The organism is Lactobacillus kalixensis DSM 16043, assembly GCF_001434335.1.
GTDB lineage: Bacteria > Bacillota > Bacilli > Lactobacillales > Lactobacillaceae > Lactobacillus > Lactobacillus kalixensis.
This window is the reverse complement of record NZ_AZFM01000002.1, coordinates 68,356-93,285: the sequence shown is the minus strand read 5'-3', so window position 1 is coordinate 93,285 and position 24,930 is coordinate 68,356. Positions and strand designations below refer to the sequence as shown.

The window sequence follows — 24,930 nt, the reverse complement described above, 5'->3', positions numbered from 1 at the left end:
TTTTGTTTGTTATTTTGCGTTTTCTTTAACAAAACTTTGGATGATTTTTTCACGCATAGTAAGAAAAATTTGATTGTGTCCAGTTGGATGGATGCGATTGGTTAATAGAATAAGTCCAGTTTGTTTTAGTCGATCCAAAATGATTAATGTTCCAGTAAAGCCAGTATGTAGGATGATTGGATAATGCATTTTGGGATCAAACCGCAAATCCCAACCCCAAGAGCGCGGTTTAACACCGGAAGGATTTTTATTGTCAAAGAGCAGAGTCACAGTGCTTTGACTAAAAGGCAAGATTGTTTTATCAAGTCCTAGATAACCACGACTAAATTTGATCAGATCTTCCATGGTTGAAAAAAGACCGGCAGAACCGCAATCACTCCCAAGTTGTCTTGCTTTAGGATCATGAGGTATGCCTTTTAAGACCTTGCCGTCGACTAAAGCCGTTGGAATACAATTATCTATTTCGGGATGAAAAGTGGTTTCAGTTAAGTCCATTGGATCAAAGACTTCTTTAACTGCAATTTCTTGAACTGATTCATGAAATATTTTTTTAACAACTTGTCCAAGTAAAATAAAATTTGTATCAGCATAACGCATTTTGTGTTCAAATTCGTTGGTAACTGGTAGGTGAATAATTGCATCAAGTAGTTCATCATGATTTAATTCATCGCGATGATCAATCCAGCCGCGAATCCCACTTGTATGAGTTAGGAGGTGGTAGAGTCGAATGCGCTCATCTTTAAATTCGGGAATAAACTGATGTAGTGGTTCTGTAAAGTTGATTTTTCCTTGATCATATAATTTTAGCAAAACGTTTTCAGTAGCTAATACTTTAGTTAAACTAGCTAAATCATATTGTGCAAACGGGCTAAGTTGAGAAACTTCTGGATATATACTGGCAAAACCCACGGTTGAAGAAAATACCTGATCTTTTTTTAAAAAGGCATAATTAATGCCTGGAACCACGCGCTCTGAAACCATAGATTCAATCAAATGTTGCGTCTCAAAATAATCTATCATGTTCATCATCCTCATTAAAACTAATCACTATTATAGATAAAAGAACTTGACAACGCTAGTTTAAACAAGCATAATTATCATTGTTGAATTTGCCCGTTGGTCAAATGGTTAAGACGCCACCCTCTCAAGGTGGAGTTACGAGTTCAATTCTCGTACGGGTGATTTAGTGGGATATAGCCAAATTGGTAAGGCACAGGATTCTGGTTCCTGGATGTTTGGGTTCGAGCCCCAATATCCCAATTTTAGGTTAATTAAAAGACGCGCTAATCAATTTTTGATAAAGCGCGTCTTTTTTATTGCTATTAATAATTTTTACATACCAGCTTTAATGATCTTCTTTTCTGCCATGGTCTTGCGAAGGGCAAGCATTGCAGTATAAGTTGATAAAATATAAACCTTCTTAGTCGGTAATTTCTTAATTTCTTCAATTAAGCTGTCATCATCAGGATTAGTTAATAGTGAACCTGGTTCAAAACCAGCAATCTCAAGTCTAAATCCCATATCGTGCCAACGCTGACCGCCTACGATTACTTTCTTAATCTTTGATTTATTAAGACCTTCGTAATCAGCGTCCCAAATCCAGGATGTATCAATTCCGTCAGCATGGTTAGCATTTAAGAGGGTGACTAAAGAGTAGTCATCTTTTTCAGTATTAAGCATATGCAAAACTTCATCCAAACCGACAGGATTTTTGACCAAAATCAAATCAATTTCTTTGTCACCATAATGGATCATTTCTTGTCGGCCAAAAATCCGCTTATTTTCAGCGAAAGCTTGAGCAACTTCTTCATCACTTAAACCAAATTCACGAGCGACAGAATAAGCTGCCAGGGCATTGTAAATATTGTAAGTACCGCCGATATTAATTGCGTAATCTTTATCACCCATCTGGAACTTCAAATTATTTGGAGTCTGTTCAATTATTTTATTAACCGTATAAGTTAATTCTGGACGGTGATAGCCACAATTAGGGCAGAAGAAGTCTCCTAAGTTAGCGTAGACGCGTTCGTGGTAATGAAGAATATGATCACATTTAGGACAAAGCACGCCATCAGTATTTACTGGAGCTTTAAAGTCGTTTTTTTCAAGATCATCTGGAAGTTTAAAACCAAAATAAGTTTTTGGATTAGGCAAGTCAACAGACGAGAAAATGCTGGCATCACCGTTAGCAATAATTTTAGCCTTTGGTTCTAACTTAATCCCGTTGACGATTTTTTCATAAGTGGTATAAATTTCACCATAACGATCCATCTGATCACGAAAAATATTAGTTAAAACAAATGCAGAAGGGTGAAGCAATTCAGTAACCATTTTTACATTAGCTTCATCAACTTCCAAAACAGCAATCTTACGTTCTACTTTTTTGTGTTTATGTGCTAAAAAGGCAGTGACGATCCCTTGTTGCATATTAGATCCAGAAGGGTTTGTTAAAATATCCCCGTATTTTTTCTTCAATGCTTCTACAATTAATGCAGTTGTCATTGTTTTACCATTAGTACCTGTTACAATAATTGTCTCATAGCCTTTGGCTAAAGAATTAAGTACCTTTGGATCAATTTTCATTGCTAATTTACCAGGAAAACTGGTTCCACCTTTTAAAACATTGTGTAAAAACCAATAAGAAGATTTTCCAGCAAATTTAGCCATTCCTGATTTTAAATTCATTTCAATCCCTCACTACATACAAAACTATTTTTTACTATAGCATATAGCGAGATTTAAAACGAGATTTTTACGCCGGTTTAAATGCATAAAAATCATTTTTCATCTATACTATTAAACGGATATTTTATTAAAGGGGAGTCGCAATGGCACAGTTATTTTTTAGATATGGTGCAATGAGCAGTGGAAAATCAATCGAAATTCTTAAAGTTGCACACAATTATGACGCACAAGGACGTAAAATTGCTTTAATGACTAGTAGTCTTGATGATCGTAGTGGCATCGGGACTGTTGCTTCAAGAATTGGTTTACATCGTGATGCAGTTCCAGTAACCGATGAAATGAATCTATTTGATTATGTTAAAGAAAATAGTCAAAAAGATTTGGAAAAAGGTGATGGGAAGATTGCGTGTGTTTTAATTGATGAAGCACAGTTTTTGAAAAAACATCATGTGTTAGAATGTGCGCGAATTGTTGATGAATTAGATATTCCAGTCATGACCTTTGGACTGAAGAATGATTTTCAAAATCATTTGTTTGAAGGTAGTGAGAATTTATTGATTTATGCTGATAAGATTGAAGAAATGAAAACAATCTGTCATTATTGTGGTCATAAGGCAACAATGAATTTGCGTGTTTGCGATGGAAAACCCGTTTACGAAGGTGAACAAGTTCAAATTGGTGGAGATGAGAGTTACTATCCAGTTTGTCGTTTCCATTATTTTCACCCTAATCAACAGAGATAATTTAGAAAAAAGGAGTCAATTGATTTATGGATAATGTTATGGCGCAATTGGAAGGCCTTGTTGCTCACTATGAAGAGCTTCAAGAAATGATGGCCGATCCAGAAGTTATTAATGACACTAAGCGTTACATGGAAATCTCAAAAGAAGAAGCAGATTTGCGTGAAGTAGTGCAAAAATACAAGAAGTACAAGGAAAATAAAAAAGAAATTCAAGACAATCAAGAAATTATTTCTAATGAAACCGATTCTGATTTGATTGAAATGGCTAAAGAAGAAAATAATGAATTAGAAGCCGAAATTCCTAAGCTTGAAGAAGAAATCAAAATTTTGATGCTTCCAAAAGACCCTAATGATGATAAAGACATTATCATGGAAATCCGTGGTGCTGCAGGTGGGGATGAAGCTTCACTATTTGCCGGTGACCTTCTTAGAATGTACGAAAAATACGCAGAAAGACAAGGTTGGCAAGTAGAAATGATCGATTCTGAAGCTACTGAAGTTGGTGGCTACAAGCGTGTTGCTATTATGATCACTGGAGAAAAAGTTTATTCAAAATTGAAGTACGAAAACGGTGCCCACCGTGTTCAAAGAATTCCAGTAACTGAATCTCAAGGTCGTGTCCACACTTCAACTGCTACTGTTGCAGTAATGCCAGAATACGAACAAGTAGATATTGATCTTGATCCAAAGGATATTCGTGTTGACGTTTACCGTTCATCTGGTGCTGGTGGTCAGCACATTAACAAGACCTCTAGTGCCGTTCGTATGACTCACTTACCAACTGGCATTGTAGTTGCAATGCAGGATCAACGTAGTCAACAGCAAAACCGTGAAAAAGCAATGAGAATTTTGAAATCACGTGTTTATGATTATTATGAAAGCCAAAATCGTGATCAATATGATGCTGAAAGAAAGAATGCCGTTGGTACGGGAGATCGTTCAGAAAGAATTAGAACGTATAATTACCCACAAAACAGAGTTACTGACCACCGTATTGGTTTAACTCTTAACAAGCTTGACCGTGTTATGAATGGTGAGCTTGACGAAATAATTGATGCATTGATTCTTTATAATCAAACTAAGCAACTAGAGGAGTTGGCAGATCAAAATGCCTAAAACTTTAAAAGAAATTAGAATTAAAGCTGGCGAAACTGCGAAAGATGCTCGTCCTGAAGATATTGACTATTTATTAGCAGAGCGCTTGGAATTAACGCCTAGTCAATTTGAATTAAAGCAAGATTTAATTTTGACCGATGAACAAGTTAAACAAGCTCAAAAAGATATTAAAAAAATAGCTAAAGGAGTATCACCACAATATATTTTGGGGTATGCTTGGTTTTTGGGTTACAAAATTATGGTTCAGCGCGGCGTCTTAATTCCACGCTTTGAAACTGAAGAATTGGTTGAATGGGCTTTAGATAACTTAAAAGACGGAGATCAAGTTCTAGATCTTGGTACAGGCTCTGGCTGCATCATGGTTGCTTTAGCAAAAGAAGCTGAAAAAAAGCAAATTAAAGATTTAAATCTGACTATTTCAGATGTTAGTGATACCGCATTGAGGATTGCGGAAGAAAATTTGCTAACTTATGAAGTTGATGCTCGCGTTCGGAAAGCTAATGTTTTATTAGGCTTAGCTAAATTTGACAAGATTATTTCTAATCCACCTTATATTAAGCCGTCTGAGAAAAAAGATATGGACAAAAGCGTTCTACAAAATGAACCTGAAACAGCTTTATTTGGCGGTGAAGATGGACTCGCTTTTTACCGAAAATTTGCCAAACAAATCCGTGATCATTTAAATAGTCACGGTGAATTTTTCATGGAATTCGGCTTTAGTGAAGAAAATGAGTTACGTGAATTATTTAATAAAGAATTGCCAGATTTTGAAATTGAATTTAAAAGAGATATGGCAGGTAAGCCAAGAATGGTTCATGGAAGGTGGCAAAAATAGCAATGGAAACTAAGATTTTTAAAAAAGATCAATTAGATGAAGCTGTTTCTTTGTTAGCTAAAGGAGAATTAGTTGCTTTTCCAACTGAAACTGTTTATGGATTGGGTGCAATTGCAACTAAGGAAAAATCTGTTAAGGGTGTTTATGCCGCAAAAGGGCGTCCAAGTGATAATCCTTTAATTGTGACTGTTTCAGATGAAAATATGATGCGTAAATACGCCAAAGAAGTACCTGAAAGAGCAGAAAAGTTAATTAAACACTTCTGGCCAGGTCCTTTAACAATTTTGTTATATGTCAAGCCAGGCACTTTACCAGAAGCAGTTACTGGGGGCTTAGATACAGTTGCTTTTAGATGTCCAGATGACAAATTAACTCACGATTTAATTAAGAAACTTGGCTACCCAATTGTTGGCCCTTCTGCTAATACTTCAACTAAGCCAAGTCCTACTACGGCTGAACATGTTTATCATGATTTAAAGGGTAAAATTTCCGGTATTATTGATGGCGGAGAAACTAGAGTAGGTCTTGAATCTACAATTATCGATTTGTCTGTTGATCAACCGATCGTTTTGCGTCCTGGTGAAATTACACCAGAAGAATTAAGCGAAGTTTTAGGTGAAAAAGTTTTGATTAACACTGGTAAAGTTTCTGATAGTTCAATTCCTAAGGCACCAGGGATGAAATACCGGCACTATGCACCAAGTGCCCCCGTTGTTGTAGTTGATCATCCAGAAGATTTTGCAAAAATTAATTTCAATGATTCAATGGGGGTAATGGCGCTTAAAGATGAACTTGCAAAAATTAATTTACCTGAAAAGAATAAATTTAATTTGGGTGAAAATTTAATCGATGCTGATCATAATTTGTTTGGCGGATTGCGCTATTTTGACGATAAAACCGGCATTAATCAAATCTTTGTTCAAGGTTTTGATCAAGGAGAAGAAAGCCTCGCTTACATGAATAGGTTAAATAAAGCAGCAGGCGGACATCATTTTAATAAATAAAAACGAGCAAAAGGTTTAAACCTTTTGCTTTTTTGATAAAATAATAATGATGTTACTTTAATTAATTTTAGGAGGCAGTAGCACTATGGGAAAATTTGTAGTTTTGGATCACCCATTGATTCAACACAAATTAACAATTATTCGCCGCAAGGATACGGGTTCTAATGAATTCCGCCGTATTGTTGGTGAAATCGGTGGTTTGATGACCTATGAAATCACTAGAGATTTACCTTTGGAAGATGTCGAAATCGAAACTCCAATGGGTAAAAGTGTTCAAAAGGAAATCGCCGGTAAGAAATTAACAATCGTTCCAATTTTGCGTGCAGGTATGGGTATGCTTAACGGTGTACTTGAAATGGTACCATCAGCAAAAGTTGGTGTTATCGGTATGTATCGTGATGAAGAAACTCTTCAACCACATGAATACTTCTGCAAAATGCCAAAGGACGTTGCAGAACGTGAATGCTTGGTTGTTGACCCAATGCTCGCAACAGGTGGTTCTGCTAACGATGCCATTGCAGCTTTGAAGAAGCGCGGTGTAAAGGAAATTAAGTTAGCCGTTTTGGTTGCTGCACCAGAAGGTGTTAAGGCAGTTCAAGAAGTTAACCCAGATGTAGATATTTATGCCGCAGCAGAAGATGAAAAATTACTTGATAACGGCTATATCTTCCCTGGTTTAGGGGATGCTGGTGACCGTATCTTCGGTACTAAGTAAAATTCATTTACACTTTTTTCTTGAAAAATCCGCTTACAATTTTCACAAAATTATTTTTTGGTGTTAAGATTGTAGACGTGTTCGAGTTTTACTTCAGCACGAGAAGGGAGGTCACGAAGTAATGGAGAGATCATATGTATTCAATTTCATGGGATTAAACTTTGACCTTGAAGGTATGATTGGCTCAACCTTGATGGCAGCAGCTGTTTTGTTTCTATGTATTTGGCTTTCTCGCAAGGTCGAAATGAAACCAAACAAGAAACAGAATTTGCTTGAATATTTGCTTGATTTCACCAACGGAATTGTAAGAGATAACGTTGAAGATGAAGATGCGCAAAAGCACTTATCACTTTATGCGTTTGTCTTATTCCTATTCATTTGGTGTATGAACCAATTAGGTATGTTCCTTGAAGTTAAAATCGGCGATTTCATGTTTGTAAAATCACCAACCGCCGATCCTGTAGCAACAATGGCATTTGCAATGATGACCTTGCTTCTATCATTCACATTCGGAGTGCAAAAGTTTGGTGTAGGTGGCTATTTAAAGAATTATACAGCCCCAGTTGGTTTTCTCTTACCAATTAATCTTATTGAAGAGTTTACTAATTTCTTAACATTGGCATTGCGTTTATATGGGAATATTTATGCTGGTGAAGTTCTATTAACTTTGTTAGGTGATCGTTTAGCACATAGCGGCGGCATCTTTACATTAGTTTTAGTAGCTCCATTAGCCATGGTCTGGCAAGGTTTCTCTGTCTTCATTGGCTCTATCCAGGCATATGTATTTGTAACTTTATCTATGGTTTACATTGGTAAGAAAGTTACAACAGAATAATTTTTGGAGGTTTTTTATGAAATATTTAGCAGCATCAATTGCAGCTGGTTTAGCAGCCCTCGCTGCTTCCTACGGTAACGGTAAGGTTATTTCAAAGACTATCGAATGTATGGCTCGTCAACCTGAAAGTGCCGGTAATTTACGAGCAACAATGTTTATCGGGGTTGGTTTGATCGAAGCTGTTCCAATTCTGTCTATCGTTATTGCATTCCTTATCCTCTTCCTTTAATTTTCAATTTGAAAGATTAGGTTAACGAAGAGAGAAGGGCAGTAAATGACATTTCAAACATTATTTGCAGCCTCAAGTCATATCTATTTAGGTAATACCATTTGGTATTTGATTGTCTTTACCATCTTAATGCTTTTAATTAAGCATTATGCTTGGGGACCAGTTTCCGAAATGATGGAAAAAAGGCGGCAAAAAATAATCGATGATTTGGATTCTGCAGAAAGCAATCGTAAAAAGGCTGAAATTTTAGCCAATGAACGTGAAGCTGCATTGAAGAATTCAAGACAAGAGGCAACTCAAATTCTCTCCGACGCAAAAGCAAATGCGCAAAAGACAAGCAGTCAAATAGTTGCAGATGCTAACGACGAAGCAGCATCGATTAGAAAGAAAGCTGACGCTGAAGCCAAAAAGGCAAAGGCAGATGCAATTAATGATGCTCGTGGACAAGTTGCAGATATTTCTGTAGCGATTGCTGAAAAGGTAATTGCAAAGAACTTGTCTGCTGAAGACCAAAAAGATTTAGTCGACCAATTTATTAAGGGGCTGAATGATTAATGGCTTTAAGTAGAGAAGAATTAGCTGCACGCTACGGCACTGCATTATTCGACTATGCGCAGGACATGAATGTGATTGATTCAGTTGCAGAAGAATTGAACGAATTAAAAAAGGCTGTTAAGACAACCCCTTCAATTCTTAATATGCTGAGTGATCCAATTATGAATACTAAAGAAAAAGAAGCTGCTTTGGCTGAAATTTCAAAAGTTTTTTCAAAAGAAGTTCAGTCTTTCTTAAATTTATTGCTCGAATACAATAGATTTGAGTATTTAGTAGATATAATTGATTATTATGATCATCTTTATGACCAAAAAAAGTCGATCGCATCCGGAGTTGCAACTACTGCAGTTAAACTAGATGATGATCAGCTTAAGCGTTTAAGTGAAAGTTTTGCGAAAAAATATGACTTAAACGAAGTGCGTCTTGAGAATCAAGTTGATCCAAGTATTTTAGGCGGCGTGATCTTGGAAGTCCAAGATCTCGTGATCGATGGTTCGGTGAAAAACCGACTTAAAAAGATCCGTGCGCAATTAGTTGATGAAGATTAAAAGAGGTGAAACCATTGAGCATTAAAGCGGAAGAAATTAGCTCTTTAATCAAGAAGCAACTTGAAAATTATGATGATAAGCTCGATATCGACGAAGTCGGTGTTGTAACTTACGTTGGTGATGGTATCGCCAGAGCTCACGGACTGAACAATGTTTTAGCTAATGAGTTGTTGGAATTTGGAAATGGTTCTTACGGTATCGCTCAAAACCTTGAATCTACTGATGTAGGTATCATTATTTTGGGTAGTTTTGATAACATCCGTGAAGGTGACCGAGTTAAAAGAACCGGTCGAATCATGCAAGTTCCTGTTGGTGATGCCCTAATTGGTAGAGTTGTTAACCCTTTGGGACAACCAGTTGATGGTTTGGGCGAAATTAAGACTGATAAAACCCGTCCTATTGAAGCTCAGGCTCCCGGCGTTATGGACCGTCAATCTGTTGACCAGCCACTTCAAACCGGTATTAAGGCAATCGACGCTTTGGTACCAATAGGTCGTGGTCAGCGTGAATTGATTATCGGTGACCGTAAAACTGGTAAAACTAGTTTGGCAATTGACACCATTTTGAACCAAAAGGGTAAAAACGTAATTTGTATTTACGTTTCTATTGGTCAAAAAGAGTCAACCGTTAGAACTCAAGTTGAAACTTTAAAGAAATTCGGAGCAATGGATTACACCATTGTCGTCGAAGCAGGTCCAAGTGAACCAGCTCCAATGCTTTATATTGCACCATATGCTGGTACTGCGATGGGTGAGGAATTTATGTACAATGGCCAAGATGTATTGATCGTCTTTGATGATCTATCCAAGCAAGCCGTTGCTTACCGTGAACTTTCCTTACTTCTTCGTCGTCCACCTGGTCGTGAAGCTTACCCAGGTGATGTCTTCTACTTACACTCACGTTTGCTTGAAAGAAGTGCTAAGTTAAGTGACAAACTGGGCGGTGGATCTATGACCGCTTTACCATTTATTCAGACTGAAGCAGGGGATATTTCAGCATATATTCCAACCAACGTAATTTCTATTACCGATGGTCAGATTTTCTTGCAAAGTGATTTATTCTTTGCCGGAACTCGTCCAGCTATTGACGCTGGTAACTCAGTTTCTCGTGTTGGTGGTAGTGCGCAGATCAAAGCTATGAAGAAAGTAGCTGGTACTTTACGTACAGACCTTGCTGCATATCGTGAACTTGAAAGTTTCGCACAATTTGGTAGTGATTTGGATCAAGCCACTCAAGCTAAATTGAACCGTGGTCGTAGAACTGTTGAAGTTTTGAAACAGCCACTTCATGATCCGATTCCTGTTGAAAAACAAGTGTTGATTCTTTATGCATTGGTTCACGGCTATCTTGATTCAATTCCTGTTGAAGATATTGCTCGTTATGAACAAGAAATCTACGACAACTTTGATAGTAGTCATGCAGACTTGTTAGAACATATTCGTAAAACTGGTGAATTACCAGACGAAAAGAAATTGCAAGCTGCAATTGAGGAATTTAACGATAGTTTTTCACCAAGTAAGAATTAGGAGGTAGATTATGCCTGCATCTTTACTTGAGTTGAAGAAAAAGATTGCTTCTGTCAAGCAAACTGGGAAGATTACTGAAGCTATGAGAATGGTTTCTGCTTCCAAATTATCTCAAACTGAAAAACGTGATAAAGGCTACACTATCTATAATGATAAAATTAGAGAAACTTTGTCTCGCTTAATCAGTTCCGGGGTTGTAGATCATCTTCGTGACGAAAACGCAACTATTGGTGGTGGAACTAGCATTGACATGATCGATTATGAAAATGTTTTTGATCTAGGCATTACTAGTGACATGATCCAACATAGAAAAGAAATCAAATCAACTGGTTACTTGGTAATAACAGGAGACCGTGGTTTGGTTGGTTCATACAATAGTCAAGTCATCAAGAATATGATGAGTTTGTTTGAAGATTCTAAAGCGGAAAACAAAGATGTAAAAATCTTAGCTGTTGGTTCAGTTGGTGCACAATTCTTCAAGAAAAATAACTTAAATGTTGTTTATGAAAATGCAGGTATATCTGATGTACCTACTTTCCAAGAAGTTTTACCTATTGTTTCAACTGCAATTAAAATGTATTTAAATGGTGTCTTCGATGAACTTTATGTTTGTTATACTCACCATGTTAACTCCTTGTCTTCTGCATTTAGAGTTGAAAAAATGCTTCCAATTGTAGATTTAGATATTGGTGTTAAAGAAGCAGAAGCACATCAAAGATTAGAATATGAAATTAAGCCAGACATTAACACTGTTTTAAGAAGTTTGCTTCCACAATATGCCCGTTCAACTATTTACGGTGCAATTTTGGATGCAAAGACTGCAGAGCATGCCAGTTCGATGACTGCGATGCAGAGTGCAACAGATAATGCGAATGATTTGGTATCGAATTTAACTACAAAGTTAAACCGTGCAAGACAGGCACAAATCACCACTGAAATTACTGAAATTATTAGTGGTGCGAATGCCTTAGAATAATTGAGAAAAGGAGGTAGATGTTTTGAGTGAAGGTGAAATCGTTCAAGTAATTGGACCAGTTGTTGACGTTAAATTCCCACTTGATAAAGACCTACCTGATATTAATAATGCTCTTCGTGTAATCAAATCAGAAGACGAATCAATCGTTCTTGAAGTTACACTTGAGCTTGGTGACGGTGTCTTAAGAACCATCTCAATGGAATCTACCGACGGTCTTCAACGTGGTATGAAAGTTGAAGATACCGGTGGTCCAATTTCAGTTCCAGTTGGTGATGACACATTAGGTCGTGTATTTAACGTTTTAGGCCAACCTATTGATAATGGTCCAGAATTTCCTAAGGATCACCCTCGTGAAGGTATCCACAAGGAAGCTCCAAAATACGATGAATTAACTACTAGCCGTGAAATTCTTGAAACTGGTATCAAGGTTATCGACTTGCTTGAACCATACGTGCGTGGTGGTAAAGTTGGTTTGTTTGGTGGTGCCGGTGTTGGTAAGACTACTATTATTCAAGAATTGATTCACAACATTGCCCAAGAACATGGTGGTATTTCCGTATTTACTGGTGTTGGTGAAAGAACTCGTGAAGGTAATGACCTTTACTTCGAAATGAAGGCTTCAGGCGTTTTAAGTAAAACTGCCATGGTGTTTGGTCAGATGAATGAGCCACCTGGTGCCAGAATGCGTGTTGCTTTAACTGGACTTACCTTAGCTGAATATTTCAGAGATGTTGAAGGTCAAGACGTTTTGCTCTTTATTGACAACATCTTCAGATTTACTCAGGCTGGTTCAGAAGTTTCCGCATTGCTTGGTCGTATGCCAAGTGCCGTAGGTTATCAACCAACTTTGGCAACAGAAATGGGACAATTGCAAGAAAGAATTACTTCAACTAAGAAGGGTTCAATCACTTCAATTCAAGCCGTTTATGTTCCTGCCGATGATTATACAGACCCAGCTCCAGCTACTACTTTTGCTCACTTGGATGCTACTACTAACTTGGAACGTAGCTTAGTTGAACAAGGTATTTATCCAGCAGTTGATCCACTTGAATCTACTTCAAGTGCATTAGACCCAGAAGTTGTTGGTCAAGAACACTACGAAGTAGCAACTAGAGTTCAACACGTTTTACAACGTTACCACGAATTGCAAGATATTATTTCAGTTTTGGGTATGGATGAACTTTCTGATGAAGAAAAATTGATTGTTGCACGTGCACGTAAAGTTCAATTTTTCTTATCACAAAACTTCTTCGTTGCTGAAACGTTTACTGGTGTACCTGGTTCATACGTTCCAATTAAGGAAACGATTAAAGGCTTTAAGCTTATTTTGGATGGTCACTTTGACGATCTTCCAGAAGACGCTTTCCGTGGCGTAGGTCCTATTGAAGATGTCTTGAAGAAGGCACAAGAGATGGGAGTTACTCCAAGTGATCCAGAAGCAAAAGCATTACTAGAAAAGTAAGGTGATGTCCGATGGCAGATCCAGAAAAACTTTTTAAAGTAAATGTTGTAACTCCAGATGGATTAGTATATTCACACCGTAGTAGCATTATTGATATGCGTGCTGTTGATGGTCGACGGGAAATTATGTATAATCACGCACCGATTTTAACTCCATTAGCAATTGCTGATGTAAAGGTTAAACGAAGTCGTGAGATGTCAAACGAAGTTGATCATATTGCGGTGAATGGTGGTTACATCGAGTTTTCAAACAATGTCGCAACTATTATTGCTGACAGTGCTGAAAGAGCCCGCAATATTGATGTTTCCCGTGCTGAAGCAGCAAAAGAGCGTGCTGAAAAGAATATTAAAGAAGCTCGTCAAAAGAAAGATCAACAATCACTTGAAAGAGCTCAAGTTGCTTTAAGACGTGCTGTGAACCGAATTAATGTTTACAACACTATAAAGTAATAAAAGCAAAGTAAAAAGCGAACGCATGTGGATGCGTTCGCTTTTTGCGAAGAAAGGAAAAAATGTTTCAATTAGGCGTACATGCAGTTATTAGTATCATTATCTATTTGATTAGTATCGGACTATCTTTTCAAGCGGTTAAAGCCTTAAATGTCGAAAAATTTTTGCGAAAAGGGAGAACTTTTGAAGCACAAGTCCTCTTGATTTTTATGGCGATTGCTTTAGGGTATTTAGTAGCTAGTTTTGTCATCAATTTCATTGATACTTCGATTCAATTAAGTAATTTCTTTTAAGGAATACTAAAAACATTGTCTCTTAGGGCAAGACCTGCTTATTTATGGTAAAATGTAGTTTGAATAATTATGGAGGGCTTATTGTGGCAAGAGATATTGGAATTGACTTAGGGACAGCAAATGTATTAATTAATGTCTCAGGAAAAGGAATCGTTTTAAATGAACCTTCAGTCGTAGCTGTTAATACTTCAACTAACAAGGTCGTAGCAGTTGGGACGGAAGCATACAAGATGGTAGGTAGAACACCTGGTAATATTAGAGTCATTAGACCTTTGAAAAATGGTGTAATTGCAGACTTTGATGTTACAGAAAAGATGTTGTCCTACTTTATTGAAAAATTAAATGTAAAAGGCTTCATGTCAAAGCCAAATATTTTAATTTGTGCACCTACTGGTGTTACATCAATTGAACAAAAGGCAATTATTCAAGCAGCTGAAAAATCAGGTGGTGGCAAGGTATATCTTGATTTTGAGCCAAAGGTAGCTGCTGTTGGTGCAGGTCTTGATATTTTCAAGCCTCAAGGCAATATGGTTATTGATATTGGTGGTGGTACTACTGATATCGCAGTCCTTTCAATGGGTGAAATAGTTACATCACAATCACTTCGGTTTGCAGGTGATCGTATGAATCAAGCTGTTGTTTCATACATTAAGAATAAACATAATTTATTGATTGGTTCAAGAACTGCTGAAGATATTAAAATTCAAATTGGTAGTGCTTTTGAACCTGATAAAGATGAAACAATCACAGTTCGTGGTCGAGATGTTGTTGATGGTTTACCTAAGCAAACTACGGTGAATGCTGTTGAAATTCAAGAAGCTCTACAAGATGGTCTGATGTCAATTGTTGCAGCTACTAAGGAAGTTCTTGAAACCACTCCTCCTGAACTTTCTGCAGATATTATTGATCGCGGAATTATGCTTACAGGTGGTGGGGCTTTACTCAAGAATATAGATAAATTAATTTCTTACCATTTGCAAGTCCCTGTTTTAACAGCTGATCACCCACTAGAAGCAGTTGCTTTAGGAACTGGTACTTTACTTAAGAATATTGAAAAGCATCAACGTCACTAAGGGTATGAATTACGGTGCGAAAAATTTTAATCTTTTTTGTTCGAATATATCAAATATGCATTTCACCATTGTTTCCGCCAAGTTGTCGTTATTATCCAACTTGCTCTAACTATATGATCGATGCATTAAAAAAGCATGGTCCGGTCCTAGGATTGATCATGGGGATAAGTCGAATAATTAGGTGTAATCCATTTATTCGTGGAGGAGTAGATCCAGTTCCAGATAATTTTACGATCTTTAGAAATCCGCACCCTGAGAAATATGAGGATCCGATTATCGCAAAAAAATTTCATCCGGATAAATAAGTAGGAGAAAAAATGTCAAAAAAAATCGAAAATATTGATATCGAAGTAAATGAACTCAAAGGCAAGAGCGTACCAACTTGGGAAGTAATTATTCCTAATAAGAAATCAATCGGTTTGATTGAAAAAGTTGAAGGACGCTATCGTGCTACTACAACTAAAACTAGTAACATTTTGTTCGCTAAGAGTTTAGAAAGCAGCATTAATGATTTGCTTTCTTACTTCGCTTTACACGAAAAATAAGCGAGTTGTGATTAATTAATGGTCAAAGTAGAAAATAAGACAAGTATTTTTGATCGAATTGCATGGAATATTATTATACCAGTGGCATTGTTAGCAATTATTGGATTATATTCAATTTATGTTGCAGCAACGAATGATACTAATAGTATGGGATCGCCTGTAAGAGCGACTGTTATGCAATTAGTTTGGTATTTAATTTCAATTGGTATTGTAATTTTTGTAATGCAATTTGATGCAGATCAATTATTTAGAATTGCACCTTATGTCTATGGTTTAGGAATTTTCTTACTGATTGCAGTTTTATTTTTATATGATAGAAATACAGCTGCTAGTACAGGAGCAAAAAGTTGGTTTAAATTAGGACCGTTAACTTTCCAGCCTTCTGAAATTATGAAGCCGGCATTTATTTTAATGTTGGCAAGAGTGGTACATGATCATAATCAAAAGTATGATCACACGATCAGAAACGATTGGTTACTTCTGGGCAAGATTATTGCTTGGCTTGCTCCAATTGCAATTCTTTTGAAATTACAAAACGACTTCGGTACTATGCTAGTTTTCTTCGCTATCGTAGGTGGTGTTGTACTTGTTTCAGGAATTTCTTGGAAGATTATTATACCGATGTTTGCGATAGTTGCAATTCTAGGTACTGTAGTTATCTTACTGGTTACTACTTCAGAAGGGCGACAATTATTAAGTCATTTTTTCAAGGCATATCAGTTTGATCGAATTAACTCTTGGTTATATCCTTCAAGTGGAACTTCTGATAGTGCATATCAGTTGTGGCAAAGTATGCAAGCGATTGGATCTGGACAGATTTTTGGTAATGGTTTCGGTAAGATTAGTGTTTATGTGCCTGTTCGTGGCTCTGACATGGTTTACTCGGTTATCGGTGAAACTTTTGGATTTGTCGGAAGTGTTGCAGTTATCTTAATTTATTTGTATTTGATCATTCAAATGGTCAAAATTACTTTTGACACTGGGAATGCGTTTTATTCTTACATTTCTACAGGTGTTATTATGATGATTCTTTTCCACGTTTTTGAAAATATTGGTATGAGTATTGACCTTTTACCATTGACTGGTATTCCATTACCATTTATTTCTCAAGGTGGTTCAGCACTGATTGGAAATATGATTGGAATAGGCATGATATTATCAATGAAGTTCCATAATAAGGACTATATGTTTAGTACTGCTGGTGACTTCTAAAATAAAAAAGTCTGGAAATTTTCCAGACTTTTTTTCTACCTAAAATTAAGTAATAATTCTAGCTCATTATCTTATTTAAAAGAATAATTTACTCATGATAATCATTAGAATTAATAAGAATGTTGAGCTGATTGCTGCAGCACCAAAGACTGCTCCACCACGTTTAAAAATAACTTTGAAGTTAACTGATATACCCAAAGCAGCCATCGCCATTCCTAAAAAAACATAAGCTGCTTGAACTAAGCTGTCTAAGAAGATGGGTGAGAGTGGTAAAAAAGTTCCCAAAACACTTGTTAAGATAAAACCACCTAGGAACCAAGGAATTGGTAACTTTTTAGGCTTGCTAGTATGTTCTGCAACACTTTCTTTAATCAATCTTTTTTGATACAAGTAACCGATAATTAGAGCTACTGGAGCAAGTAATATTACTCGAGAAAGCTTCATGATTAAAGCACTGTCCAAACTAATGTCACCAAAGGCACCACCGGCAGCAACAGCGTGAGCAATTTCGTGTAACGATCCGCCAGCAACAATACCGAATTGTGAATCACTGAGGCCTAAGACAGGTTTTAATGCAATTTCTAATAAAGTAAAGACGGTACCCATTACACAAACTACGGCAACTGCAAGTACTTCATTTTCGCGCTTACGTTCTTCATCCTCGGACTCTAATTGAGGAGAAACTCCCATTACAGCAGCAGCGCCACAGATACTAGAGCCACATGCAGTTAATACGGCTAATTCATCTTCTGCGCCAAATTTACGGCTTAACCAATATGTTAACAATAATGTGCTTGAAACAGCGACAGCTGCGACTAGAATCGTTTTAACACCTGCAGCGGCTAATTGTTCAAGATTGAGACGAAAACCGAGTAGAATGATCCCAAATCGTAAGAATTTATTTGAAATAAGACCCATCCCACTTTTAGCTTCAGCCTGAATTTGTGAAGGAGTGAGCTGCATTCCAATTCCAAGTAAAAGCGCAAGAACTAAAGCTCCAATAATATTAAAGTAGGGAAGCTTAGCTAAGAAAATCCCAGTAATAGAACAAATTAAAGTCATTACAGCAGCCAACCAGAATGACTTAGTTTTAACAATAGTCAAGTTTTGACCCTCCAAAAAAATTTTTTCTACTTGAAACTTGTACTCTGTTATTGACATTGTTAATAATATCACAATGTGATAAGGATCAAATACTATATTAAAACACTTAACAAAAACTATAGAAAGTTAAAGAAATATATAAAAAACCACTTCAGAATCACTGAAGTGGGTAAATAATAATTATTAAATTGATTAATCAGACAAAGCATCTTCAACTTCTTTAGTGCGGCAAACTAAGATATCACAATTTGCAGTTCTTGTTACATATTCGGTAACACTACCAATTAATAATCTTTCAACTGCATTTAGACCAGTAGCACCTACAACAATTAAGTCAATGTTGTGTTGCTTTGGAAATTCGTGAGCGATAATTGTCTTTGGAGAACCAAATTCAATTGAGTAGTGAACATCTTTGATACCAGCTTTTTGAGCGCGTTGATAGTACTCTTCCATGCGCTTTTTAGCATCTTCAGATACTTGTTCAACCATTGCTGAATCAAAACTTGAAACATTTTGGAAAGAACGAGTATCGACTACGTGTAATATCTCTAACTTAGCGCCATTTCTTTTAGCAATTGCAACTGCTTTGCTAAATGCTAAGTCAGCTTCTTTAGATCCGTCAACTGAAACTTGAATGTTTTGATATTGTGTAAGCATTTATAAGCACCTCTTCCTGCTTATATTTTACCAAATTTTTACTGATGTTATAAATTCTTTTGATTAAACAATAAGCTAAAAATTAAAAGGGTAATACATGATAGAGAAATAGTAATCAAATTCAAATACTTATTTCCTAAGAAAAGAAGTACTGCTCCTAAAACACTTTCACATAAGAGGGCAATAGCAGTCCATTTGAGAATGGTAGCAAGTTCTGGATTGCCGCCAATATCGAAGATAATAAAAGTTCCATTTCTTCTGTGCCACATATACCAAGCGGTTAATAACAGTAGCAAAATATATATGAGCATTGCGATAGTTACAATCATTTAAAAAACTCCAATTTAGCTAGATTAAAATAAAAAAGACGGTCCATTAGACCGTCTCTATTAATTTCTAAAGAAATCTGAGTTGACTGAACATAGCATAATGACGCTTGTTGAACCCGCAATGTTCAAAAATTCAGCCAGTATCGCAGCGAATATGGATCCTGAAGTAGATCAGTATTCCGATTCGGTAGTTACTTACCAGCCACCACGTCTTATAGTTTGATCGGTCAACTTTATACATTTAAGCTTGTCGATCAACTCAGATCACTTATTATAATACGCAAATCTATATTTCTTGTCAAGAATTTGAAATGCTTGGTATTAGTGACCTTTTAGTCCATCAGTTTGCAATTTGCGCAAAATCTCGTATTGGTTTTTGAGTGCTTTTTCAATCTTAGAATTACCTTTGGGAGTGAAATATTGGACCCCTTGAAGATTATCGGGTAAGTATTGTTGAGCAACCCAATCACCTTGAAAGTCATGTGGGTAGATATAGTGGTTACCGTGCCCCAATTTAGCTGCACCTTTGTAGTGAGCATCCTTTAAATCATTTGGAATACTACCAATTTTCTTATTTCTAACATCATCTAATGCTGAATCAATTGCCATAATTGCGCTATTACTTTTAGGTGAGAGCGCTAATTCAATCACTGCGTTTGCCAAAGGAATTCTAGCTTCTGGAAAGCCTAACTGCTGAGCAGCTTGAATAGCATTAAAGGCATGTTGACAAGCAGCGGGATTGGCTAAACTAATATCTTCATAGGCAATTACACTTAATCTTCTACAAATTGAAATCAAATCACCAGATTCGACTAATCTTGCTAAATAGTGAAGCGCAGCATCGACATCGGAGCCACGAATAGATTTTTGAAACGCAGAAACTAAATCATAGTGGCCATCGCCATCAGCATCGAAATTTTGGCTTTTCATTTGAATTGAATTAGCCATTTCTTCTTGAGTAATTGTAAATGAAGCTGCATCTTTACCTTGATCAATTAATTCTTGTTTAGTTGATAAAACTGCCAATTCGAGGCCGTTTAAAGTGGAGCGAAGGTCACCGTTTCCTTTTTCAATCAAAAGTTTCTTTGCGTCTTGCTCTAAAGAAACGTGGTATTTTCCCAGACCATTTTCTTCATCAGTTAAAGCTCGATCGATCGCCATTTCAGCATCTTCTTCAGATAGTGGATGGAGTTCAAAAATCTGACATCTTGAACGAATGGCGGGGGAGATAGAGATATATGGATTCTCAGTAGTAGCCCCAATCAAAATAATTTGTCCACTTTCAAGGAGCGGCAGTAAAAAATCTTGTTTAGTCTTGTCTAGTCTGTGAATTTCATCTAAAAGTAAAATGACAGTCCCACTCATTTTGCCTTCTTCAGCTACTTGCTGAAGCTGTTTTTTACTATCAGTAGCAGCATTAAGCATTCTAAAAGCATATTTAGTTGATCCGGCAATTGCGCTGGCGATACTTGTCTTTCCAATTCCAGGTGGACCATATAAGATCATTGAGGAGAGTAGTTTTGCTTCAACCATTCGTCGAATAATCTTACCAGGACCAATTAGATGCTGTTGTCCCACAACTTGATCAAGATTTTTAGGTCGCATTCGATATGCTAATGGCTTCATTATTTGTTTGCTCCATGGAATAGACGTTGCCAAAAACTTGTTTTTTTATGTTCAGAAGAGGGAAGCTCAGTTTTTGGCATTTCAGGTGGATAAACTTGTCCAATTTCAACTCTCGGTTTGTTAATCGCAGTTTTTGAAACAACTAAAACCGCACTATCGTCTAGACCAGTTTTGGCAGTTTCATTGTTTACTATGGTAAATTCAATTCCTTTTTTACTACATAGTCCTTCAACTTTATCTAAAAAATTGTTATCTGATACATTACCATTAATTAAAATTGTATAGTTCTTGTAGTCGTCAATGTGTTGCAAAAATAATTTAGTTAAATTAGGATTTTGAACTTCCGAGTTAGTCATTCTGACTAAAACTCGTTCTCTTAAAGAACCTAAAAAACGTCTTCTTTCGTCAGGTTTAGTTTGAGGAGTAACTCCTTGAGCTGCCTGTTCAACTCGTTTGCTTAAATCTTCAGTCATATTTATTACCTCGTGAGTAAATTATAGCAAGAAAAAAACCTTTCCCGAAAAGGAAAGGTTCTCTCTTTGAAGGTAACGTAAAAATTAAAGTAACTTGTTGTACCATTCAACAACAAGAGCTTCGTTAACGTTAGGATCCATTTCGTCACGTTCTGGTAAACGAACAAGGCTACCTTCCATCTTGTTATCATCAAAGGTAACGTATGATGGACGTGCAGTTACAGCATCAAGGGCATCCTTAACTTGTTGCAAGTTCTTTGACTTTTCCTTCAAACCAATAACTTGGTTAACATCTACTTCGTATGAAGGAATGTCAACGCGTTTACCATCAACAGTGATGTGACCGTGGTTTACCAATTGTCTTGCTTGTTCTCTAGTAGTAGCTAAACCAAGACGGTAAACAACGTTGTCCAAACGACGTTCAAGCAAGATCATGAAGTTAGTACCGTGTTGACCTTCACGGATCTTACCAGCGCGCTTAAACATAGTTCTAAATTGACGTTCGTTTAAGCCGTACATCCAACGTAACTTTTGCTTTTCGTGCAATTGTTCACCGTATTCTGACAAACGACCGCGTGCGTTAGGACCGTGTTGACCTGGAGCATAGTTACGACGAGCAATTTCCTTACCAGTACCTGAAAGAGAAATACCCAATCTTCTTGAACGCTTCCAACTTGGACCTGTATATCTTGACATAAAAAATCCTCCAATAAAATCTAATAATTATTTTGGAGTAAAATATTACAAATAAGTTCAACATTCGTGCATCTTGATTTTCATTTTCGCCCGTTGCAGCGTGGGTTACTAGTTCACTCAGATAGCGTATCAAGATGTTGACGTTCTTGTCACTTATAGCTGCAAATATTTTACACGATGACTATTATATAAGCCTTCTTAAAAGAAATCAAGAAAAGAGATATGCTTTTGTCCCGTTTTTTTCTATGGTTTGGTATAATTATGGTAGTTTTGGAGGATAAACTATGTCATCAGTTCAAACTTTAATTGTTATTGCAATTATTATCTTAATTATCCTTATTATTGCATTTATGATCATTGTCAATAGAAGACAATTACACGAAATTGAAGTGATCGATGATGCAATGAATAAGATTGAAGAAATGCATTTAGAGCGAGCGATTGAGCGCTTAGATAAAATGGATTTAGCCGGTGAAAGTTTAACTACACTTAACACCTGGCGAAAAAGTTATCAAGAAGCTTCAACTCAAAAGATCCCTGAGGTTCAACATTTAATTGAAGAAGCAGCCGATCAAAATGCATCTTACCGTATTTTTAAGGCGAGAAAGAATATTAAAAAGGCTCAAGAAATCATGGTGCCTACTTTTGAAGATGCCAAAAATACGAATGATGTTTTTAATGAACTGCTAAAATCTAACAGAGAAAATCAACTACAATATGATGCATTAATCAAATCATACCGTACAACTAGGAAGGCAATTTTAGCCGACTCTTTTGATTTTGGGCCAGCATTAGATCAGATTGAAAATGAACTGACGGCGATGGAAAGTGATTTTGATGAAGCAAAGAATTTGTCTTCACAGGGTGATCATGTTGAAGCTAAACGGGTTCTCTCTAAGATTAAAATTGATTTGAACGATCTAAAAGATGAGCTTCCTAAGATCAAAGAAGCTCATAATGAGTTGGAAACAGTTTTCCAAGATCAATTGAGTGAATTATCAGATACTTATAAAAAAATGGTATCTGAAAAATACTACATTGATTCGGTTGATGTATTAGATCAGATCAAAGAAATCCGTAAAGAAATCGATACTTCACGTGATTTATTAACCGAGTTAAAGGTTGAAGAATTAGCCGAAAAGAATAAGAAGATTTCTAAACAAATTGATGCTCTCTATGATGTCTTAGCTAAAGAATATAAAGCTCGTCCATTTGTTGAAAAAAATCAGAATAAGATGCTTACCATAATATCTCACCAACAAGTTGTTTCTAAAAAGTTGGTTGAAAAGCTGCGTCACATTGATGAAAGCTATGAATTAACTCATGGCGAACTTGATGAAAGTCGGCGTCTTGAGCGTGAAATCAATGATATGAACCGGCAATATACTGTTGATACACAGAATATTGCTGATGGTAAGGGCGTTTATTCACAAATTCAGGATTCATGGCTTGCAATGCTTGATCGTCTTCGTCAAATTGATGAAGAACAAAAGTCAATGGCAGAGGATGTCGACGGTTTGTATGATTCAGAAAATGTTGCTAATGATTCTATTAAGCAATTTAAACAAGAAGTTTCATTAGTATACCGTCGATTGCAAAGAAGAAAACTTCCAGGCAATCCTGAAAGCTTCATCCAAATGTACACTTTAGTAATTAATGAAATTGGTCGAGTTTCTCAAGAACTTGATCAAGTTCGAATTAATATGGAGAAGATTTCAAGTGAGCTAATCCAAATTTCAGATGATGTTGAACGCCTTAAGCGTGAGGCAGATGAAATTATTAATTCTGCTAACTTGGTTGAATTAACAATGCAGTACTCAAACAAATATGCAGATAAAGAAGTAATTCAGCGTGCACAACAAAAGACTGCAGAATTGTATCAAAGAGATTACAATTATAAGGAAGCACTTGATACAATCGCAACTGCAATTGAAAAGGTTGAGCCTGGCTCATATCAACGTCTTGAAAATGCATATTATTCAGAAAAGAATAACAAATAATTGAAGCTAACAATTATATAAGTTACAATTAGTAAGTATTTAAAACGGTCAAAAATTTGACCGTTTTTTTGGAGGGAATTATTCGTGATTTATTTTGATAATAGTGCCACAACTAGAATTGATCCGAGTGTCTTAACAACTTATGATAAGGTTGCTACTGAAATTTGGGGTAATCCATCAAGTTTGCATAAGTTGGGTGATCGTGCGCATCAAATGCTTGAAGCCTCAAGAAAGCAAATTGCAAATTTAATGGGAGTTAAGCAACATGAGATCTTTTTCACATCTGGTGGGACTGAGTCAAACAATACTGCTATTAAAGGTACTGCAATTCAAAAAAGAGAATTTGGTAAACACATTATTACTTCAAGTGTTGAACATGCTTCTGTTGCAAATGCCTTTACTAGTTTGGAAAACTTGGGCTACCGAGTAACGCGCTTGCCGGTTGATAAAGAAGGTCGTGTTAATGTTAACGACTTGCGTAATGCGATCGATTCAGACACAACTTTAGTTTCAATTATGGGTGTTAACAATGAAATTGGGACTATTCAACCAATTGAAGAAATTAGTGATTTACTTGAAAACTATCCTACAATCCAATTCCACGTGGATAATGTTCAAGCACTTGGTAAGAACATCTGGGACAAAGTATTTACACCAAGAGTTGATTTAACTAGTTTGTCATCTCATAAGTTTCATGGTCCAAGAGGCATTGGCGTTTTGTACAAAAAAGAGGGTAAAGTCTTAGCTCCGCTTAATGATGGTGGTGGGCAAGAAAAGGGATTACGCTCAGGAACTGAAAATCTTGCAGCAATTGCAGGAATGGCTAAGGCAATGCGTCTTTTGCTTGAAAACGAAAAAGAAGGCGCAGCTAGAGAAGAAGCAATTAAAGAAAAGATCATCAATTACTTGAAAGATAAACCTGGGATTGATATCTTTTCACCAGCAAATAGTGGCTTTGCTCCACATGTGTTGTGTTTTTCGTTAGAAGGAATTCGTGGTGAAACTTTAGTTCACACACTTGAAGATCAAGATATTTACGTTTCAACCACTTCTGCTTGTGCTTCAAAAACTGCAGATGAAGCTAGCACCTTGGTTGCAATGCGAATTGATGATAAAATTGCTACTAGTGCAATTAGACTTAGTTTTGATGAAAGCAACACTTTAGAAGAAGCAGATCAATTCATCAAAGTTTTCGATGAAATTTATCAGCACTTTGCGCAAATTAATCACTTAGGAGAAGATTAA

28 protein-coding genes and 2 tRNA genes are annotated in these 24,930 nt (G+C 36.5%); 22 read left to right on the top strand and 8 right to left on the bottom strand.

From position 1 onward, the window contains the following. Positions 1-9: 9 nt before the first annotated feature. Entirely contained in the window at positions 10-1,020 is a 1,011-nt protein-coding gene (locus FC46_RS01225) for a serine hydrolase domain-containing protein (protein WP_057797227.1), read from the bottom strand. Positions 1,021-1,110: 90 nt separating this feature from the next. Here FC46_RS01225 and FC46_RS01220 point away from each other — a divergent pair. Then, positions 1,111-1,182 (top strand) — tRNA-Glu (locus FC46_RS01220). Between the two features lie 5 nt (positions 1,183-1,187). Beyond that, a tRNA-Gln gene (locus tag FC46_RS01215) sits at positions 1,188-1,260 on the top strand. A 72-nt stretch (positions 1,261-1,332) separates the two neighbouring features. Here FC46_RS01215 and FC46_RS01210 read toward each other — a convergent pair. Further along, positions 1,333-2,685 carry a Mur ligase family protein gene (locus FC46_RS01210; protein WP_057797226.1) on the bottom strand — a complete coding sequence of 451 codons (1,353 nt, stop codon included), beginning with the start codon at positions 2,683-2,685 and terminating at the stop codon, positions 1,333-1,335. A 143-nt stretch (positions 2,686-2,828) separates the two neighbouring features. Between FC46_RS01210 and FC46_RS01205 the strand changes: the two genes are divergently transcribed. The 18 genes from FC46_RS01205 to FC46_RS01125 all read left to right on the top strand — a co-directional run bounded on the left by FC46_RS01205 (position 2,829) and on the right by FC46_RS01125 (position 16,800). After that, a complete protein-coding gene (locus FC46_RS01205) occupies positions 2,829-3,428 on the top strand; it encodes a thymidine kinase (protein ID WP_057797225.1) in 600 nt (199 codons plus the stop codon). Positions 3,429-3,454: 26 nt separating this feature from the next. Continuing rightward, on the top strand, positions 3,455-4,543 hold the full coding sequence (prfA, locus tag FC46_RS01200) for a peptide chain release factor 1 (protein WP_057797224.1): 1,089 nt from the start codon (positions 3,455-3,457) through the stop codon (positions 4,541-4,543). Further along, positions 4,536-5,378: a peptide chain release factor N(5)-glutamine methyltransferase gene (prmC, locus tag FC46_RS01195; RefSeq protein WP_057797223.1), complete on the top strand. Its 843-nt coding sequence runs from the start codon at positions 4,536-4,538 to the stop codon at positions 5,376-5,378. The genes prfA and prmC overlap by 8 nt, the downstream gene beginning before the upstream one ends. 2 nt (positions 5,379-5,380) lie before the next feature. Further along, a complete protein-coding gene (locus FC46_RS01190) occupies positions 5,381-6,382 on the top strand; it encodes an L-threonylcarbamoyladenylate synthase (protein WP_057797222.1) in 1,002 nt (333 codons plus the stop codon). Positions 6,383-6,467: 85 nt separating this feature from the next. Beyond that, entirely contained in the window at positions 6,468-7,097 is a 630-nt protein-coding gene (gene upp / locus FC46_RS01185) for a uracil phosphoribosyltransferase (RefSeq protein WP_057797221.1), read from the top strand. Between the two features lie 121 nt (positions 7,098-7,218). Continuing rightward, positions 7,219-7,932 (top strand): F0F1 ATP synthase subunit A, encoded by a 714-nt coding sequence (gene atpB / locus FC46_RS01180; protein ID WP_057797220.1) that lies wholly within the window; start codon positions 7,219-7,221, stop codon positions 7,930-7,932. Positions 7,933-7,948: 16 nt separating this feature from the next. Then, a complete protein-coding gene (atpE, locus tag FC46_RS01175; protein WP_057797219.1) occupies positions 7,949-8,161 on the top strand; it encodes a F0F1 ATP synthase subunit C in 213 nt (70 codons plus the stop codon). 45 nt (positions 8,162-8,206) lie between these two features. Further along, a complete protein-coding gene (gene atpF, locus FC46_RS01170; RefSeq protein ID WP_057797218.1) occupies positions 8,207-8,716 on the top strand; it encodes a F0F1 ATP synthase subunit B in 510 nt (169 codons plus the stop codon). Beyond that, positions 8,716-9,264 carry a F0F1 ATP synthase subunit delta gene (locus FC46_RS01165; protein WP_057797217.1) on the top strand — a complete coding sequence of 183 codons (549 nt, stop codon included), beginning with the start codon at positions 8,716-8,718 and terminating at the stop codon, positions 9,262-9,264. The genes atpF and FC46_RS01165 overlap by 1 nt, the downstream gene beginning before the upstream one ends. A 14-nt stretch (positions 9,265-9,278) precedes the next feature. Further along, the gene (gene atpA, locus FC46_RS01160; RefSeq protein WP_057797216.1) at positions 9,279-10,790 is read left to right on the top strand and encodes a F0F1 ATP synthase subunit alpha; all 1,512 of its coding nucleotides are present in this window, start codon (positions 9,279-9,281) and stop codon (positions 10,788-10,790) included. A 10-nt stretch (positions 10,791-10,800) separates the two neighbouring features. Further along, a complete protein-coding gene (locus FC46_RS01155) occupies positions 10,801-11,766 on the top strand; it encodes a F0F1 ATP synthase subunit gamma (protein WP_057797215.1) in 966 nt (321 codons plus the stop codon). Positions 11,767-11,788: 22 nt separating this feature from the next. Continuing rightward, entirely contained in the window at positions 11,789-13,228 is a 1,440-nt protein-coding gene (atpD, locus tag FC46_RS01150) for a F0F1 ATP synthase subunit beta (RefSeq protein WP_057797214.1), read from the top strand. Between the two features lie 11 nt (positions 13,229-13,239). After that, positions 13,240-13,677 carry a F0F1 ATP synthase subunit epsilon gene (locus tag FC46_RS01145; protein ID WP_057797213.1) on the top strand — a complete coding sequence of 146 codons (438 nt, stop codon included), beginning with the start codon at positions 13,240-13,242 and terminating at the stop codon, positions 13,675-13,677. 62 nt (positions 13,678-13,739) lie between these two features. Next, a complete protein-coding gene (locus FC46_RS01140) occupies positions 13,740-13,970 on the top strand; it encodes a DUF1146 family protein (protein WP_057797212.1) in 231 nt (76 codons plus the stop codon). An 83-nt stretch (positions 13,971-14,053) separates the two neighbouring features. Further along, positions 14,054-15,043, top strand: a complete 990-nt coding sequence (mreB, locus tag FC46_RS01135) for a rod shape-determining protein (RefSeq protein WP_057797211.1) — start codon at positions 14,054-14,056, stop codon at positions 15,041-15,043. 14 nt (positions 15,044-15,057) lie between these two features. Beyond that, positions 15,058-15,348, top strand: coding sequence for a membrane protein insertion efficiency factor YidD (gene yidD / locus FC46_RS09990; protein ID WP_083477998.1), 291 nt, complete (start codon positions 15,058-15,060; stop codon positions 15,346-15,348). 12 nt (positions 15,349-15,360) lie between these two features. Further along, the gene (locus FC46_RS01130) at positions 15,361-15,588 is read left to right on the top strand and encodes a DUF2969 domain-containing protein (RefSeq protein ID WP_057797210.1); all 228 of its coding nucleotides are present in this window, start codon (positions 15,361-15,363) and stop codon (positions 15,586-15,588) included. Positions 15,589-15,606: 18 nt separating this feature from the next. Then, positions 15,607-16,800, top strand: coding sequence for an FtsW/RodA/SpoVE family cell cycle protein (locus FC46_RS01125; protein WP_057797209.1), 1,194 nt, complete (start codon positions 15,607-15,609; stop codon positions 16,798-16,800). Between the two features lie 75 nt (positions 16,801-16,875). Here the strand turns inward: FC46_RS01125 and FC46_RS01120 are convergent, their stop codons facing one another. The 6 genes from FC46_RS01120 to rpsD all read right to left on the bottom strand — a co-directional run bounded on the left by FC46_RS01120 (position 16,876) and on the right by rpsD (position 21,685). Next, positions 16,876-17,862, bottom strand: a complete 987-nt coding sequence (locus FC46_RS01120) for a YeiH family protein (RefSeq protein ID WP_236702284.1) — start codon at positions 17,860-17,862, stop codon at positions 16,876-16,878. 234 nt (positions 17,863-18,096) lie between these two features. Beyond that, entirely contained in the window at positions 18,097-18,561 is a 465-nt protein-coding gene (locus tag FC46_RS01115) for a universal stress protein (RefSeq protein WP_057797207.1), read from the bottom strand. A gap of 47 nt (positions 18,562-18,608) precedes the next feature. Next, entirely contained in the window at positions 18,609-18,890 is a 282-nt protein-coding gene (locus tag FC46_RS01110; protein ID WP_057797206.1) for a hypothetical protein, read from the bottom strand. Between the two features lie 321 nt (positions 18,891-19,211). Next, positions 19,212-20,516, bottom strand: a complete 1,305-nt coding sequence (locus tag FC46_RS01105; protein ID WP_057797205.1) for a replication-associated recombination protein A — start codon at positions 20,514-20,516, stop codon at positions 19,212-19,214. Continuing rightward, positions 20,516-20,989, bottom strand: coding sequence for a YueI family protein (locus FC46_RS01100; RefSeq protein WP_057797204.1), 474 nt, complete (start codon positions 20,987-20,989; stop codon positions 20,516-20,518). The genes FC46_RS01105 and FC46_RS01100 overlap by 1 nt, the downstream gene beginning before the upstream one ends. A gap of 84 nt (positions 20,990-21,073) precedes the next feature. Beyond that, positions 21,074-21,685: a 30S ribosomal protein S4 gene (gene rpsD / locus FC46_RS01095; protein WP_057797203.1), complete on the bottom strand. Its 612-nt coding sequence runs from the start codon at positions 21,683-21,685 to the stop codon at positions 21,074-21,076. Positions 21,686-21,969: 284 nt separating this feature from the next. On the opposite strand from rpsD, the gene ezrA reads away from it, so the two are divergent. Together ezrA and FC46_RS01085 are read left to right on the top strand one after the other, a co-directional pair. Beyond that, positions 21,970-23,685 carry a septation ring formation regulator EzrA gene (gene ezrA, locus FC46_RS01090; RefSeq protein ID WP_057797202.1) on the top strand — a complete coding sequence of 572 codons (1,716 nt, stop codon included), beginning with the start codon at positions 21,970-21,972 and terminating at the stop codon, positions 23,683-23,685. A gap of 84 nt (positions 23,686-23,769) precedes the next feature. Further along, the gene (locus FC46_RS01085) at positions 23,770-24,930 is read left to right on the top strand and encodes a cysteine desulfurase family protein (RefSeq protein WP_057797201.1); all 1,161 of its coding nucleotides are present in this window, start codon (positions 23,770-23,772) and stop codon (positions 24,928-24,930) included.